Source organism: Rhizobium sp. CF122 (assembly GCF_000282035.1).
Classification (GTDB): domain Bacteria; phylum Pseudomonadota; class Alphaproteobacteria; order Rhizobiales; family Rhizobiaceae; genus Rhizobium.
In genome coordinates this window covers 108,597-124,634 of the sequence record NZ_AKKA01000068.1, presented here as the reverse complement: position 1 = coordinate 124,634, position 16,038 = coordinate 108,597, and the positions used below count along the sequence as shown (strand labels likewise).

Annotated in this window: 17 protein-coding genes and 1 tRNA gene; 10 read left to right on the top strand and 8 right to left on the bottom strand. The window is 58.7% G+C overall.

Features of this window, described 5'->3' with window-relative positions:
* Positions 1-8: 8 nt before the first annotated feature.
* From PMI09_RS12240 to PMI09_RS12220, 5 genes are read right to left on the bottom strand one after another with little or no spacing between them, the layout of a single operon-like run.
* Complete coding sequence (locus tag PMI09_RS12240; protein ID WP_007793716.1) at positions 9-1,232, bottom strand: molybdopterin molybdotransferase MoeA; 1,224 nt, start codon at positions 1,230-1,232, stop codon at positions 9-11.
* Entirely contained in the window at positions 1,229-1,729 is a 501-nt protein-coding gene (moaC, locus tag PMI09_RS12235; protein WP_007793714.1) for a cyclic pyranopterin monophosphate synthase MoaC, read from the bottom strand. Before moaC ends, PMI09_RS12240 begins: the two co-directional genes overlap by 4 nt.
* Before the next feature lies 1 nt (position 1,730).
* Positions 1,731-2,543: an indole-3-glycerol phosphate synthase TrpC gene (trpC, locus tag PMI09_RS12230; protein WP_007793712.1), complete on the bottom strand. Its 813-nt coding sequence runs from the start codon at positions 2,541-2,543 to the stop codon at positions 1,731-1,733.
* 9 nt (positions 2,544-2,552) lie between these two features.
* On the bottom strand, positions 2,553-3,569 hold the full coding sequence (trpD, locus tag PMI09_RS12225) for an anthranilate phosphoribosyltransferase (RefSeq protein ID WP_007793708.1): 1,017 nt from the start codon (positions 3,567-3,569) through the stop codon (positions 2,553-2,555).
* A gap of 15 nt (positions 3,570-3,584) precedes the next feature.
* The gene (locus tag PMI09_RS12220) at positions 3,585-5,477 is read right to left on the bottom strand and encodes a peptidylprolyl isomerase (RefSeq protein ID WP_007793706.1); all 1,893 of its coding nucleotides are present in this window, start codon (positions 5,475-5,477) and stop codon (positions 3,585-3,587) included.
* A 216-nt stretch (positions 5,478-5,693) separates the two neighbouring features.
* Between PMI09_RS12220 and PMI09_RS12215 the strand changes: the two genes are divergently transcribed.
* Positions 5,694-5,975, top strand: a complete 282-nt coding sequence (locus PMI09_RS12215; protein WP_007793703.1) for a hypothetical protein — start codon at positions 5,694-5,696, stop codon at positions 5,973-5,975.
* A gap of 70 nt (positions 5,976-6,045) precedes the next feature.
* On the opposite strand, the gene PMI09_RS12210 is transcribed toward PMI09_RS12215, so the two are convergent.
* Positions 6,046-6,297 carry a GlsB/YeaQ/YmgE family stress response membrane protein gene (locus PMI09_RS12210; protein ID WP_007793700.1) on the bottom strand — a complete coding sequence of 84 codons (252 nt, stop codon included), beginning with the start codon at positions 6,295-6,297 and terminating at the stop codon, positions 6,046-6,048.
* Positions 6,298-7,122: 825 nt separating this feature from the next.
* On the opposite strand from PMI09_RS12210, the gene PMI09_RS12205 reads away from it, so the two are divergent.
* A complete protein-coding gene (locus PMI09_RS12205) occupies positions 7,123-7,329 on the top strand; it encodes a hypothetical protein (RefSeq protein WP_007793693.1) in 207 nt (68 codons plus the stop codon).
* Between the two features lie 319 nt (positions 7,330-7,648).
* On the top strand, positions 7,649-7,840 hold the full coding sequence (locus PMI09_RS32190) for a hypothetical protein (RefSeq protein ID WP_081499066.1): 192 nt from the start codon (positions 7,649-7,651) through the stop codon (positions 7,838-7,840).
* A 72-nt stretch (positions 7,841-7,912) separates the two neighbouring features.
* Here the strand turns inward: PMI09_RS32190 and PMI09_RS12200 are convergent.
* Positions 7,913-7,988: transfer RNA gene (locus PMI09_RS12200), tRNA-Lys, on the bottom strand.
* A gap of 510 nt (positions 7,989-8,498) precedes the next feature.
* Here PMI09_RS12200 and PMI09_RS12195 point away from each other — a divergent pair.
* The 5 genes from PMI09_RS12195 to PMI09_RS12175 all read left to right on the top strand — a co-directional run bounded on the left by PMI09_RS12195 (position 8,499) and on the right by PMI09_RS12175 (position 13,208).
* Positions 8,499-8,693, top strand: coding sequence for a hypothetical protein (locus PMI09_RS12195; RefSeq protein WP_007793691.1), 195 nt, complete (start codon positions 8,499-8,501; stop codon positions 8,691-8,693).
* A 533-nt stretch (positions 8,694-9,226) separates the two neighbouring features.
* Positions 9,227-10,525, top strand: a complete 1,299-nt coding sequence (locus PMI09_RS12190) for an efflux RND transporter periplasmic adaptor subunit (protein ID WP_007793688.1) — start codon at positions 9,227-9,229, stop codon at positions 10,523-10,525.
* Positions 10,526-10,537: 12 nt separating this feature from the next.
* Entirely contained in the window at positions 10,538-11,254 is a 717-nt protein-coding gene (locus PMI09_RS12185; RefSeq protein ID WP_007793684.1) for an ABC transporter ATP-binding protein, read from the top strand.
* The gene (locus PMI09_RS12180; protein ID WP_007793682.1) at positions 11,244-12,452 is read left to right on the top strand and encodes an ABC transporter permease; all 1,209 of its coding nucleotides are present in this window, start codon (positions 11,244-11,246) and stop codon (positions 12,450-12,452) included. The genes PMI09_RS12185 and PMI09_RS12180 overlap by 11 nt, the downstream gene beginning before the upstream one ends.
* Before the next feature lie 138 nt (positions 12,453-12,590).
* Positions 12,591-13,208, top strand: a complete 618-nt coding sequence (locus tag PMI09_RS12175; protein ID WP_007793677.1) for a GntR family transcriptional regulator — start codon at positions 12,591-12,593, stop codon at positions 13,206-13,208.
* A 44-nt stretch (positions 13,209-13,252) separates the two neighbouring features.
* Here PMI09_RS12175 and PMI09_RS12170 read toward each other — a convergent pair whose 3' ends face one another.
* Positions 13,253-14,065, bottom strand: a complete 813-nt coding sequence (locus PMI09_RS12170) for a ferredoxin--NADP reductase (RefSeq protein WP_007793674.1) — start codon at positions 14,063-14,065, stop codon at positions 13,253-13,255.
* Between the two features lie 246 nt (positions 14,066-14,311).
* Here PMI09_RS12170 and pcsA point away from each other — a divergent pair, with 246 nt between their 5' ends.
* Positions 14,312-15,037, top strand: a complete 726-nt coding sequence (pcsA, locus tag PMI09_RS12165; RefSeq protein ID WP_007793671.1) for a phosphatidylcholine synthase — start codon at positions 14,312-14,314, stop codon at positions 15,035-15,037.
* 9 nt (positions 15,038-15,046) lie between these two features.
* The gene (locus PMI09_RS12160) at positions 15,047-16,027 is read left to right on the top strand and encodes a quinone oxidoreductase family protein (protein WP_007793668.1); all 981 of its coding nucleotides are present in this window, start codon (positions 15,047-15,049) and stop codon (positions 16,025-16,027) included.
* Positions 16,028-16,038: the final 11 nt, after the last annotated feature.

Below are 16,038 nucleotides of genomic sequence, written 5' to 3'. Positions count from 1 at the left end.
AAACGGCCTCAGTCGAGAAGGTCTGGCCTTAACAATATCACCGGGCAGGGACTTCCCGCGGGCAGTTCCGGTGCATGCGGCGGTCGGATAATTAAGCAGTCGGCCTGGGCGAATATCTTCATCATCGACGAGTCTTGCTTGCTGAACGGCTTCGCCGTCAATGCGCCTGATGACGATCGCGACAGCGTGGCTCGCACATAGTCCTGTCGCTGGTCATTGGCACGGAGCGTTGCTGTCGTCTCCACCTTTGCCTCGCGCTTGACCGGCGGAAGTGAGGCAAGTTTGCGAATCAAAGGCTCCAGGAACAGCAGCCCGCAGACCAGACTCGATACCGGGTTGCCGGGCAAACCAATAACATGCGTCTCGTCGAACCTGCCCACCATTAACGGTTTGCCCGGGCGCATGGCGATCCGCCAGAAATCGAGTTTCATCCCCGCGGCGAGCAGCGCCGCCTGCACCAGATCGTGGTCGCCCACCGACGCCCCGCCAAGCGTCACGATGACGTCGACCTCAGCCTGCCGGGCGCGCTCGACCGCAGCCGAAATCGCGCGCTTGTCGTCGGGTACAATCCCGAGATCGAGAACATCGGCGCCAGCCTTGCGCGCCAGCGCAGCTATACCGAAGGTGCTTGACGCAATGATCTGAGCGGGAGCCGGCGAGCTCCCGGGCGGCAGTAATTCGTCACCGGTGGCGAGCAACGCGACTACCGGCTTGCGCCAGACCTCGAGTACCGCATGGTTCATTCCAGCCGCTACGGTTAGGCGCGAGAAGTCCAGCGCAGTCCCCGCCTTGAGTACAGCTTCGCCTTCAAGAAAGTCCTGCCCCCGCGGCCGGATGTGCTGGCCAATACGAACAGTGAATGTCGTGCGGATGCCGCCGTCGATCTTCTCCGCATCCTCCTGGAGCAACACGCTGTCCGCGCCTGAAGGAACCGGGGCGCCGGTGAATATCCGCACCGTCTCGCCTTTGCCGACGGCACCGTCGAACCCACGACCGGCGGACGACGTGCCGATGAGCTTCAACTCGGCGCCGGGCTCTGGAGCATCCTCGCGGCGTAGCGCATATCCATCCATTGCGGAAGCATTGAACGGCGGTTGCGTCAGTTTGGCCGCAACGTCAGTTGCCAGCACGCGGCCCTCGGCCTCCTGCAAGGAAACGATTTCGCTCGTCTGAACCGGCTTGGCGCGCGACAGCAACTGATCTTGCGCCTCGGCAACGGGGAGCATGCTCATTTGCCGTACTCCGGATGACGAAAGTCTCCGGACTTGCCGCCCGATTTTTCGAGCAGCCTGATGCCGCCGATTTCCATGGCTTTATCGGCAGCCTTGGCCATATCGTATATCGTCAGGCAGGCAACGGAAACGGCCGTCAACGCTTCCATTTCGACGCCGGTCTTGCCCGTCAGCTTCGCCGTTGCACTGACGCGCAGGCCGGGTAGGTCGGTATCCTCCGTGATGTCGACCGAAACCTTCGTAAGCATTAGGGGGTGGCAGAGCGGGATCAGATTGCTCGTCTGCTTGGCCGCCATGATGCCGGCAAGGCGCGCCGCGCCGATCACATCACCCTTTTTCGCATTGCCCGTGCGAATGAGATCGAGCGTCGCAGCCGCCATTCGCACGTGGCCTTCGGCGGTCGCAACCCTTGTTGTCTCGACCTTATCGCTGACATCGACCATATGCGCCTCGCCGGAGGCATCAATGTGGGTCAGTCCGGTTTGGCCACCGCTCATCTCACTCGGCCGCCAGCACGGCTTCGCCGAAGAGCAGCGCACGCGTCGCGGCCGTTACGTCCTCCTTGCGCATGAGGCTCTCACCAACCAGGAAGGTGTTAATGCCAACCGCCTGGAGACGGTTGCAATCAGCATTCGTGAAGATGCCGCTTTCGCCCACCAGCAGGCGATCCTCTGGAACCATTGGGGCGAGTTGCTCGCTGACCTCAAGGCTGACTTCGAATGTTCGGAGATTGCGATTGTTGATGCCAACGAGCGAGGAGGAGAGTTTCAGTGCACGCTCCATTTCCACGGCATCATGGACTTCCACCAGTACATCCATGCCAAGGTCGAAGGCCTCATCCTCGAGGCGCATTGCATCGTCATCCGAAAGTGAGGCCATGATCAGCAGGATGCAATCGGCACCCCAGGCACGCGCTTCCTGCACCTGGTAGGTCTCGAACATGAAATCCTTGCGCAGTGCCGGTAGCGAACACGCCGCACGCGCCGTCATCAGGAATTCCGGCGCACCCTGAAAGCTCGGCGTATCCGTCAATACCGAAAGGCAGGCCGCACCTCCAAGTTCATAAGCCTTGGCCAGCGACGGCGGATCGAAATCGGGCCTGATCAGCCCCTTGGAAGGACTGGCCTTCTTGATCTCAGCGATCAGGCCGTATTCACCAGCCTCTCGCTTCGCAACCAGCGAACGGTGAAAGCCGCGCGTCGCCGATTGATCCGCCTGCATCGCCTTCAGATCGGCCAGCGACACTTTCGCCTTTGCGGCGGCGATCTCTTCGCGCTTGTAGAGTTCGATCTTCTTCAGGATGTCGGTCATGGCTCTATCCTAGTCGATGTCGTTCGACACGGCGATGAGTTTATCGAGGGCCGCGGCCGTTGCACCGCTGTCCAGAGACTGCGCAGCAAGACGCATACCATCCTGGAGCATCTCAGCTTTGCCCGATATGACCAGCGAAGCCGCCGCGTTGGCAAGCGCGATATCGCGGTAAGCGTTCTTTGCGCCGCTCAGGACGTCGCGCAGAGCGGCCGCATTCACGACACCATCTCCGCCCTTGATGGCCTCCAACCGGCAAGGCTCGACGCCGAAATCTGCGGGAGACAATTCGAACGTGCGGATCTTGCCCCCCTCGAGTGCTGCGACACTCGTCTTTCCTGTTGTGGTGATTTCGTCGAGGCCGTTGCCATGGACGACCCACACGCTTTCGGAGCCCAGATCGCGCATGACCTCGGCAATTGGCACAACCCACTGCGGCGCGTAGACGCCAAGCAATTGGCGGCGAACACCGGCCGGATTGGAGAGGGGGCCTAGCAAATTGAAGATCGTGCGCGTGCCGAGTTCGACGCGTGTCGGACCGACGTGACGCATCGCCGAGTGATGCTGCTGGGCGAACATGAAGCCCACACCAGCCTCACGAATGCAGCGCGAGATCACCTCGGGGGTTACATCCAGCCTGACGCCGAGAGCGGCGAGGCTATCTGCGGCGCCAGATTTCGAGCTCAGAGCGCGGTTGCCATGCTTGGCCACAGGGACACCGGCACCGGCGACGATAAGGGCGGCCAGCGTCGAGATATTGTAGGTGCCGCTTGCGTCGCCACCGGTTCCGACGATGTCGATTGCGTCGGCCGGCGCGTCGACGGTGAGCATCTTGGCGCGCATCGTCGTCACGGCGCCGACAATCTCGTCGACTGTTTCACCGCGGACGCGCAATGCCATCAGGAAGCCACCGATCTGCGAAGGGGTCGCCTGACCGGACATCAGAATGTCGAAGGCCTCGCGAGCCTCCTCGCGTGTCAGCGGCTCGCGGCTCGCAGCCTTCGCCAAAAGCGGCTTCAGATCGGTCATGCGCTTGTGTTCCCCTTAGCGGACTGCCGCCTGATCGGCGAGAGACTGATTGATCGATGCGCCGTACTGCGTTTGCAGCAGGTTGACCATCTGATCGAGAATGTCGTCGCCGGCCGCGTTTGCCGTTGCTGTGATCTGCTGGTCCTGATTGTTGAGCACGTCACCCGTCGGTTCCGTGTTCACTTCAGTGACCTTGAGAAGGATTTGCGTCGTCGGGTCGCCGCCGACGGCATTGGCAATCGTGTCGATCGGACCCGAGAATGCGGCGTTGACACCAGCCCGGCCGAGCACGGCGTCGTCGGTGCCGCGGGTAATGCCACTCTTGCTTTCGACCGTGATACCAAGAGGTGCGGCGATATCGGCGAGCGGCGTTCCCTTCTGTGCCTGCTGCTTCAGTTCCTCGGCCTTTTTGGCGAGCTCGAGCTTCTGCTGTTCGGCGGTCCAGTCGGCGACTGCCTTGTCATGCACCTCGCTGAGCGGCCGATCGCGCTCCGGCGTCACGTCGCGAACGTCGAACCAGAGATAGCCGTCGGTACCGATCGAAAGGGAAGGAGCGTCCGCCCCGGCGTCGGTCCGGAAGGCCGCGCCAAGAACCTGCTGCTTGGCCGGAATATCCTTGACCTCGTTGCCATCCTTGTCGAGGCCCGTGGCGTCGACGGCATCGATCACGACTGCCTTAAGCTTAAGCTGCTCTGCAATTTGTTCCAGCGTCGAGCCGGAGCCGCGCAGATCCTCGATCTGATCGTGTACGTTGATAAGCTCCTGGGAAGCGTTGGAAACAGCCAATTGCTTGCGGATCTCTTCCTTGACCTCGTCAAGGCTCTTGATGCTCTCAGGCTTGATGTTGCTGACACGGAGCACAACCGGGCCGAAGGTACCATCGACAACCGGCGTTGTTCCGCCGTCCTTCGAAACAGCAAAGGCCGCATCCGCGATGGCTTGATCCGGAACCTTGTCCTTGGAGAACTCGCCCAGGAATACGTCGGTTGCCGTCTTGCCCTGATCAGTCACCAGCTGATCGAAAGTCGTGCCGGTTTTCAGTGCTGCCACCGCGGCATTGGCAAGATCCTTGCTCTGGAAAGTGAGCTGCTCGATCGTGCGCGTCTCCAGCGTGCGGAAACTATCCTTGCGCTTTTCAAAGTCTTCGCGAATCTGGTCATCCGTGACAGAGGCGGCATCGGCGATATCTTCCGGCTGAAGCTTGAGGAAGGCAACCTTCCGGTATTCCGGTGCGCGGTAGCGCGTCTTGGCGCCTTCGAACCATTTGGCGAGCACATCCTCGGCGGGCGCCTTGATCGGTTCGATATTGGCATTTGTCAGCAACAGGTAATCGATGCCGCGGCTTTCCTGGCGATAGAGCTTGAGGGCATCGACGAGCGTCTTCGGCGCCGCGAAGCCGTTCGAGACAGCGTCAACGATCTGGCTGCGAACGGCAACCTTGCTGCGCTCCTTAATGTAGTCGTCTTCGCGGATGCCGGCATTGCGCAGTCGCGATGCAAAGAGGGTGCGGTCGAACTGACCGTTAACGGCCTTGAAGGCCGGATCATCGCCGATCAGCTGCGCAAGGCGATCCTGCGACAGACCGAGGTTCATGTCTTCCGCCAACTGATCCAGCGACGCGCCGGCAACCAGCTGCGCCAGTACCTGCTGTTCAACGCCGAAGGCGCGGGCCTGATCGGCCGTCAGCCGCATCCCGAACTGTTGGCTGAGATTTGCGACCTGCCGCTGGTAGGCCAGGCGAAATTCGTTGACGTCCACATGCTGATCTCCGACGCTGACAACGGTCGTGCTGTTGCCGCCTGATACCAGCTGGCGGGATATACCCCAGATGCCGAAAGAGGCGACCAGAAGCAGCATGAGGAGCTTGGCAACCCAGGTGTGAGCAGCTCTTCTCAGAAGATCGAACATCGAAACGCAAACCTCGCATCATATTCGCCCGTTCGCGGGCAAAGCATTCGACGTTCCTTAGAACAAAGCCGGCAGGAAATGAAGGGTTATCGCGCGAAAACATCTGCACTATATCTGCAATCATACAAGCGCATCGAGCACAGCAAAAGCCACCGGATATCGGAACCTTTCCCGGGCTAATTCGTTGAACAGCATCCGGAAAAAGAGGAGCAGACAATGGCCGATATGAAAACCGCCTCCGCCCAGTCCGCAACCGCGCGTGTGAAGGCGGAGATCGCGGCAGACGATCTTTCCGCACAGGTCGCAGCATTGCGCGAAGACCTTGCACGCCTGTCCGAAAGCGTTGTGGCGCTTGGACACGGCGCCAAGACCGCCGTCGCCGATGAGGCCTCGGTCATGACGGAACGGTTGCGCGACAAGGTAAGGGAGGAGCCTATCTTCGCGCTCGCCGTGACCGCCGGTGTCGCCTATCTTTTCGGATTGATGAGCCGTCGATAAGATCGATCGGCATTTTGACCAGGCGAGAGCCGGGCGTGCTGACGCCCGGCTTTTGACTTTGCATGATTGCCTAACGACGAATGACCCGGCCAACGGCAATGAGCAGGCAAGCGCCGACAAAGCCGGCAATCAGATAGCCGAGCCAGCCAGCCAGCGCGAATCCGAGCCCCGAGAGTATGGCATTGGCGACGATCGCGCCCACAATGCCCAAAATGATATTCATCAACAGCCCCATGTTGCTGTTCATGAACTTTTCCGCGAGCCACCCGGCAATGCCGCCGATAATGATAGCGGCTACCCAACCTACGCCTGCGTCTTCCATATGTTTTTCCTCCAGAGAAAACGAAGTCAGCGCCAGCGAGGGAATTGAGGGGTCTCTGACAGCGAGTCTCCGCATACGAACAATAAGCCGCCGGTAGCCTGAGATAGGCCTGGAGCACGAATGATGTTGCAAGCCTTGCGCCCGCGTTGAGACTCAATTCTCCCACACGAAAAAGATAGGCGATCCGTTTGGGTGCGCAACGCAAATGTTCGCTCGAAGATAGGCGCTACGGGAGACCATCTGACGCGACCCGTCGTCAAGTTCAGTTCAAACCTCGTCGACTCAAGGAGATTCGACGATGATAGTGCACCCTCGATCGACCTGAGCACAACCCCTGGACGTCGCATTCAAGAAACACTCGACGCTGTCGAGCATCCCTAGGGATCGAGATGCATATTCTCGGAAGGGCATCTCGAGACGCCTCAAGCGCGCATTTCACGAGAGAAGCATCGTGCAATTGCATTTCGCGCGAGACCGTAGAATAAACACCGTATCAGGAGGGCGTTACGCTAGGCGACCGTTCCAAAATGCATACCAATCTTTATACACTCGGCCATATCAGCCACGTAATAACAATACCAATATACGATCAGTTCGCGTCGGGCCAAGCCACGCTGGATCTCGCCGTTTCCTGCACCCCCGTAAATCAACCACGCTCTGTTCATCGATTTAACGGCCGATTATGCCGTGAATCGTTTTGCCGACCCGCTTGTGTAGACGAAAAAGCTCATTCTCAACGAAATCACGGCCCTTCCTTAAGCATTTGCTTGCTCAACCTGCAATCTATGTCATGGTAACTTCCTTCACATGAGAGGGGTTCCAGCTATGATCAATCTACAGTCAGTTCGTAATGACACTACCCATGACCAACGTCTGCTCGATTGCCGTGCCGATGTTGAACCAGCACTCCATCAGATCATCCGCGATGCGCAGCAAAAAGGGTGGGCGCCTGCGGAGGTTGCAATGGCCATCGCGGATGCGGCGGACGACTATATTCTGTTGCTGGCCAGCCGGAAGGCGACGTCGCATTGATAAGTGTCACATTGGAAATTTGGGGCAAGGACACGAAACGATCTGTGGACAGGTGACGACAGTCGAGACCAGCATCTGCCCGCAGACAACACGGCCATACTGCAACGAGACGGCGCCAATCTTAATTTCGTGGAGCGCTGATGTTCGAACAGAAAACACTCTGACTGAAATCAGCTGAGGACTGCTTCATCGCGTTTCACTTCTTTAAAGGACCGACCTCGGCGTCGCTGGCCGAGCGCGGTGACCTGGTGGTAGCCACACGATCAAGCGTGTCATATATCCTCACGCGGGCCTATGTGGCGCGGAAGGAGAAGCTCAAATGAACAGATTTCTCGCATCTGCAGCAGCCGGAGCACTGGTCAGCCTTTCCGCGATCATTTCAGCCTGCACCACAAGCTCCGATCAGACCTCGTCAATCGGATTTTCATCGTCCTATCAATACGATCGCTCTGTAAATCCCGCCTGTTCGGGTGGGTTCAGACCGAGCAACGGCCGCTCCTGCAGCTACTAGCTACGCAAGTCGAGCAAGTAAAATGGCGCGATGCGTTTTTCACCGCAAAATCTATGTTCGGTCGTTGAATTGTGGTGAGAGCGTCGGGGTTCGAACCCGAGACCTACTGATTAAAAGTCAGTTGCTCTACCAGCTGAGCTACGCTCTCCCTGATGCCGAACGGTTCGCCCGGCTGGAAGTGCGCGGAACATATGCAGGTGCCCCATTGCGGTCAACCAAAAAATCATCGTTCCCTGCGCATTAGGCACATTTCTTGCCAACGGGCCTGAAAAGGCAGCTACCAGCCTATGCGGGGCTTCGTTTCCACCGGTTTTACCTGATTGCGCGAGCCCGGCGTTTGCAATGTCCAAAGACCACAAAAGAAAAGCGCCCGAAGGCGCTTTGTCAAAGTTGGGGGAAACGAGATCGTGAACCGGACGGGCGAAAGCTCGACTGCCGTTTCGTTGGCCGCCCGGGGAAAGCGGAAAAATCCGGGCATCCTTTCGCAACCGCCGCGTCCGCTTGGCGCAGCTCACAATCTCGCCTTATAAATGCACGAAGCGTCAGAAGGTTCCCCCAAAAAAAATTAAATGAATCAATCCCTTCTGAGGGCCATTCAATATCTTCACAAAGTCACGCGACGCTCTAGCTAGCCCCTTGTACAGCCAAGGAGAATGCAATGACCAGCGTGACCACATCTGCACCGCCGGCGACCCGAAAAGTGTTGCGCGGGCGACCTTACAGCCTCGGTGAGTTTACCAGGAAATATCGTCTCGACGAAACCGAAGCGAAGCGGCTTTATGAGAAGTTTGGGCCATCTGCCACAGAACTCGATCTGCTCATGGCCGCCAAGCGTCGTCTGCCGGCTCACTGATGATTTTGTCAACGCGCATCCGGAGTGGGGCAGCCTCTACTGCACGGCGCACTAGCAGTTGGAGGCGGGCTACTCCGCGTCGGGCTGCCACTGCAGGGACTGCCGCAAGTCGAGTGGATCCGTTTTTCGTCGTCTTTGCAGTTTTGGCCGAGATGATCCTTCGAGCAATCCACCTATGCGGGTCGCAGCTTCTGTCCGCGATGTGGCGGATGCCTTCTCAGTCTTAGCGATGAGCTCGCAACGATCCGAATTGGTTCACTGAAGAATCCTCCGATCGATCTCCAGTCGTTTCAATGTTTTGGATCAAAGACGGCGAAAATCTGGCTGCGCCCGATAGAGGGAGGCACCGGGCAATACGAAGCAATGCCCTTGAGGCCAATTGATCCTACGGAAAACTGAACTTTCATTACCAAGATTTCATTTCATTCCACCGCCATTTCGTGCCAATCCGGGGGCCGATGCTAATCTGTCGTTCAGCTTCGACGTGCTCATTTTGCTGACGGCTGCATTGCCGCACGTTGATCGAGGCCGGAATGAACGACGTCAAGGATATGCACGAAACCAAGCCGACAAAGGCGAGCGCCGATCTGGCGGCCGTCCTTGCGGCCTCACGCAAACAGTCCAAGGGCAGTTGGCGTGGTCGCCTATTGGTATTGCTTCTGCTGATTCTTGCCGCCGGCGGCGTAACCTACTTGTATTCGCGGCAAGAGGGCAACCAATACAGCTACGCCACTCAGCCTGTTAAGCGCGGCGACCTAACCGTGTTGGTCACCGCTACGGGATCCGTGCAGCCGACGGAGCAAGTGGATATATCAAGCGAGCTGTCCGGAACGGTTCGCGACGTAAACGTCGACTACAACAGCGAGGTCAAGGCCGGCGAGGTTCTTGCCGCGCTCGATACGAACAAGCTTGAAGCCGACGTCAAGAGTTCGCGTGCGAAGCTTGATTCGGCCAAAGCCAACGTTGTGAAGGCCACAGCTGACCTCGAGTCGGCGCAGAGCTCGTTCCAGCGCTTCCGCAATCTCGTTCAAAGCAACGTGTCGACACAACAGAGCCTTGAGGACGCGCGCTACAAGTTCGATTCTGCGGTTGCTGCCAAGGACATTAATGTCGCTGCTGTGCTCTCCGCCGAGGCTGATTTGCGGCTTGCCGAGGTCAACCTCGCCAAAGCGAAGATCGTCTCGCCGATCAACGGCGTAGTTCTGACGCGTTCGGTCGATCCGGGCGCGACAGTGGCGGCGTCGCTGTCGGCGCCCGTGCTTTTCGTGATCGCCGGCGATCTGAGGAAGATGGAGTTGCAGGTCGATGTCGACGAGGCCGATGTCGGTCAGATTGCCGTCGGCCAGAAGGCGACGTTCACGGTCGATGCCTATCCCAACCGGACCTTTCCGGCCGAGATCAAGCAAATCCGATTTGCATCAGAGACAACGAACAATGTCGTGACCTACAAAGCGATCCTGTCGGTCGACAATGCCGACCTATTGCTGCGGCCGGGCATGACTGCCACGGCGGACGTCACCGTCGAAGCGGTCAAGAATACTCTGATGATACCCAATTCGGCGCTTCGCTATGCGCCGCCGGCTGTAGAATCTTCCCGGAATCGCGGCATCTTCGGATTGCTCAGGCCACCCCGGATGGGACCGCGGACCGGCAACCAGGGCGGCGAAGCCCTAACTGGAGCAAAGCGGCGCGTTTGGGTTCTGAAATCAAACAAGCCGGGAGCCGTGATCATCCAAGTGGGGTCCTCCGACGGACAATTCACTCAGATCGTTTCTGGAGACCTGAAGGAAAACGACGCCGTGATTACCGACGCCACCGCGCAGGCGAAATAGGCGAGGGTCACGATGACGAGCCCGCCACTCATCGAATTCAAGCAAGTCTCGAAGATCTACGGTCAGGGGGAGGCGGCAATTCGCGCCCTCGATCGGGTTGATCTGGCGATCCGCGAGCATGAATTCGTCGCCATCATGGGACCCTCCGGTTCGGGCAAGTCGACGGCCATGAACATTCTTGGCTGTCTCGATGTGCCGAGCGCCGGTGATTACATTTTCCAAGGCGTGTCGACACAGGGCTTCGACCGCAGCCAACTGACGTTGCTGCGCCGCCATATGCTCGGCTTCGTATTCCAGGGGTTCAACCTGCTGCCTCGCACGTCGGCTTTGGAAAATGTCGAACTGCCGCTGATCTACCGCGGCATGCATGCAAGCCAGCGTCACCGCACGGCCAAGGAGGCGCTCGGGCTCGTGGGTCTTTCCGGGCGCGAACATCACAAGACGCAGGAACTGTCCGGCGGCCAGCAGCAACGCGTCGCCATTGCTCGGGCGATTGTGACGGAACCTTCGCTGCTTCTGGCGGATGAACCGACCGGTAATCTCGATACCAAGACCAGCATTGAGATCATGGACTTGATGACGCGATTGAATCGCGAACAGGGCATTACGATCGTCATGGTCACGCACGAGCCGGACATTGCGGCCTACGCCCAGCGGCTGCTTCGCTTTATCGACGGCAAGCTCGAGACGGAAGTCGAGCATCGCGGGAGGGCGGATCATGTTTTTTGAGACGCTGAAACTCGCGCTGCGCGCAATCAGTCGCAACATGCTCCGGTCGTTCCTTACCGTGCTTGGTGTCGTCATTGGCGTGGCGGCCGTCATCGCGCTGGTGACGATCGGCAACGGCACGACCGCCCAGGTCTCGGCCGAGCTTTCAAGGCTCGGCACCAACATGCTGTTTGCACGTCCGGGTCAATTCGGTCCCGGTCGCGCAGGTTCTGAGGCCCGTCGCTTCACCGTCCAGGATGTCGATGCCATCCGCGATCAGGTCAATGGCCTGCGCGCCACAGCACCGCTCAACCAGACGACCGCGACGGTCATTTACGGCGGGCAGAGCCGTTCGACGACCGTGATGGGAACGACCAACGACTATTTCATCGCCCAGGACTGGGGCATGGCGATCGGCCGCACCTTCGATGCTGCAGAAGAGCGTGGGCGCCCGCGCTGCATCCTCGGCGAGACCGTGCGCTTGCAGCTCTTCGGCGCAGCCGACCCCACGGGGCAGCAGATTCGCGTCGGCAAGGTTTCGTGCAGCGTCATTGGCGTCCTTGCCAAGCGCGGCCAATCCGGCATGGGCAACGACCAGGACGATGTCGTCGTCATGCCCGTCAAGGTCTATCAACGCCGGATTGGTGGCAAAGCGAACGCCAATGTCCAGATGATTGTGATCTCGGCGCGCGACGGTGTCTCGACGACGAAAGTTCAGGACGAGACGGAAAACCTGCTTCGCGAGCGTCGGAAAATCATCCCTGGTCGCGAAGATGACTTCAGCGTCAATGACATGACGCAGATTGCGGACGCAATGACCGGCACCACGACGCTGTTGACCAGCCTACTCGGAGCGGTCGCCGCGATCAGCCTGCTCGTCGGCGGCATTGGGATCATGAACATCATGCTGGTGTCCGTGACGGAGCGCACCCGAGAGATCGGTATACGGCTGGCGATCGGCGCGCTGGAAAACCAGGTGCTGCTGCAGTTCCTTGTCGAGGCTGTGGCATTGTCGGTATTCGGTGGCGTCGCGGGGATCCTGCTAGGGGTCGGCCTCGGCTATGGGGCAGTAACCGTCCTCAAGGTGCCTTTCGTGGTCAACCTCACTATGATCGCCGTGGCGTTCGTGTTCTCCGCCGCGATCGGGATGGTCTTCGGGTATTTCCCGGCACGCCGTGCCGCACAGCTCAACCCGATCGAGGCGCTGAGGCACGAGTAGGCGCCGTCCGGTTTCTTCCATTTTGCAGCATGATCCGCGCTCGGCGCCAGCTTGCCGTTCGCGCGAACGCTGATATATCATGAGCTTTTACAGTCGCCTTCGCGACACCAGACATTTTCCGAAGCCACGGATACGCGAATGCAGAACTCACTCAGTCACCTTGCCTATCTCACCCTAGAGCATGCGATCGTGACGCTGACGTTGCAACCAGGTGCTTTAGTCACCGAGAAGCACTTGATCGACCTTGCCGGGCACGGTCGAACACCCGTGCGCGAGGCGATTCAGAAGCTGGCGTGGCAAGGGTTGATCGTGGTGAAGCCGCGTGTCGGATTGCAGGTGGCCGAGATCAAGCCGACGGACCATGAGAATGTCATGCAGGTCCGCCGCGAGCTTGAGCCGATTGCGGCCGCACTGGCCGCCGACTTCGCCACCTCAGAGCAGCGCAAGGAGCTGGCCGAATGTGCGCAAGCGATGGAAGTATGCGCGGCAACCGGCGACTTGGCGGCATTCTTCGCCACAGACAAGGCCTTTGACGAAATCCTGGAAGAAGCCTGCCCCAACGCCTTCATAACGTCAGCCCTTGCACCGGTTCAGACGCATTCGCGTCGGCTCTGGTCCGCGTCCAAGAGTCCCGACCAAATGGATCAGTCCATCTCGTTGCACGTCACGGTCATACGGGCCATTCAGCAGGGAAGGTCCAAGGATGCCGGCCAAGCTATGAGCGCGCTGATCAACTATCTTAGCAGCCATAATTGAAAACGGCCCTGTTAAGGGCCGTAGATCAGTGTATCTAGCGGGATTTAACCGACGAACGCACGTTCGATGACGAACTCCGCCGGCTTGCTGTTTGCGCCCTCATTGAGGCCGGCCTTTTCCAGCAGATCCTTCGTGTCCTTCAGCATCGCAGACGAACCGCAGATCATGCCACGATCGATTGATGGATCGAGCGGCGGAACGCCGAGATCGGTGAAGAGCTTGCCTGACGAGATCAGATCCGTAATGCGGCCGCGATACTCGAAGTCCTCGCGGGTGACCGTCGCATAGTGGCGCAGCTTGTCACCGACGACTTCCTGCAGGAGTTCGTCATTTTTGATTTCTTCGACCAGATCGAAACCATACTTCAGTTCGGCCACGTCGCGGGTCGTGTGGGTGAGGATGACCTCCTCGTACTTCTCATAGGTTTCCGGATCGCGGATCAGGCTCGCGAAGGGCGCAATGCCGGTGCCGGTCGAAAACATATAAAGACGACGGCCGGGCGTGAGCGCGTCGAGCACCAGCGTGCCTGTCGGCTTCTTGCGCATCAGGACCTGGTCGCCCGGCTTGATCGCCTGCAGATGCGAGGTCAGCGGGCCATCCGGCACCTTGATCGAGAAGAATTCGAGTTCTTCAGCCCAGGCGGGGCTTGCGATCGAATAGGCGCGGAAAATCGGCTTGCCGTCAACCATAAGGCCGATCATCGCGAATTCGCCAGACCGGAAACGGAAACCCTGCGGCCGCGTCATCGTGAACCGGAACAAGCGATCCGTATAATGCGTCACGCTGAGCACGGTTTCGGCATAGACTCCGGCCGGAATCGGGGAGGCGAAGTCTTCGGTCTTTGCAGGGGCGTTCATTTCGGTATCGGATCCCGTATTCGTCGCACAATGTTTTCGATGCCAGCGAGATATTACAAATAGTGTCGTGATTAAAGGTATTCCATTCTTTCTCTGGCGACCTGCACGAAATATGCGTGTCGCGGTCAGGATTCCGGGGCCTTCCCACGCTTCATCGCTTTTGCGCTGGCGAAGCGAAGCAAAGGATGCATATTAGGCAAAAACCGCGTCTGCCGCGCGCGGACGCCATAGGCTGCTCGGGGAAACATGAAGATTTTCAATTACAAGCGCGTACCTTACGCGGAAATGCGCGCATTCTCCGTCCATATTCTGACGGCATCCGGGTCCTTTCTCGCATTTCTGGGCGTCGTCGCGGCCGCCGAGCATCGGTTCATCGATATGTTCTGGTGGCTGGGCCTCGCGCTTCTCGTTGACGGCATCGATGGGCCGATCGCCCGCAAGGTCAGTGTCAAAGAAGTGCTGCCAAACTGGTCGGGCGATACACTCGACAATATCATCGACTATGTAACCTACGTTTTACTACCGGCGTTCGCGCTCTACCAGAGTGGCATGATCGGTGAGCCATGGTCCTTCGTGGCAGCAGGCATGATCGTTGTATCCAGCGCAATCTACTACGCCGATACCGGCATGAAGACTGAGGAGTACTTCTTCTCCGGCTTCCCGGTGGTCTGGAACATGATCGTCTTTACGTTGTTCGTCATCGATGCCAGTGCAATCACAGCACTCGCCGTCGTCCTCGTCTCGGTCATCCTCACCTTCCTACCGATCAATTTTCTCCATCCAGTCCGCGTACAACGCCTCAGGCCGCTCAACCTCGGTGTCTTCTTCTTATGGTCGGCGCTCGGAATGTATGCGCTGCTGATGCATTTTGTGATCCCGCAATGGGCGCTTGCCCTCTTTATCCTTAGCGGTATCTACCTCTACTGCATCGGCGCCGTGCTGCAGTTCTTCCCGGCGCTTGGACGCGAATAGGAGAAGGCAATGGCGAAAACGCAGGCGGTTTCATTCAGCAAGACCGGCGGACCTGAAGTTCTCGAATACATCGATATCGAGCTGCCGCCGCCCCGCGCAGGAGAAGTCCAGATCAAACACGCCGCCATCGGCCTGAACTTCATCGACGTTTACTTCCGAACTGGGCTCTATAACGCGCCGCATATGCCTTTCGTGACTGGCAAGGAGGCGGCTGGTACGGTTACAGCTGTCGGCCAAGATGTGAAGGAGTTCAAGGTTGGCGATCGTGTCGCCTATGCCGGTTCGGATGGCGCCTACAGCGTCGAGCGAAACATCGAAACGAAGCACCTCGTCAAGGTTCCGGACGGAATTCCCCTAGAAACTGCAGCCTCGATGATGCTGAAGGGGATGACCGCGCAATATCTGCTTAACCGAACGTACAAGGTTGGACCGGGTACTGCGGTCTTATTCCACGCGGCAGCCGGCGGCGTCGGCCTCATTGCCGGCCAATGGGCTAAGGCGCTCGGCGCGACGGTGATCGGCACGGTGGGGTCGGACAGCAAAGTGCGTTTGGCGCTCGAGCATGGCTACGATCACGTCATCAATTACAACACCGAGAATTTCGCAGAACGTGTACGCGAGATTACCAACGGCGCTGGCGTCCACGTCGTCTATGACTCGATCGGCCGCGACACGTTTCCGCAATCGCTGGATTGCCTGAGACGGCTCGGCATGTTCGTCTCATTCGGCCAATCCTCCGGGCCGATCGAGAACTTCACGCTCGCCATGCTCGCACAGAAGGGATCGCTCTTTGCGACGCGCCCCACGCTTTTCACCTACATCGCTACACGCGAAGAGCTAACCAATTGTGCAAACGCGTTATTTGATGTTGTTTTGAGCAACAAAGTGCGTATCAATATCAACCAAACCTATCCATTGCGTGAAGTCGGGCGGGCTCACATGGATTTGGAATCCAGGAAAACTACCGGAACTACGCTGCTGATCCCATAATGACCCGAACG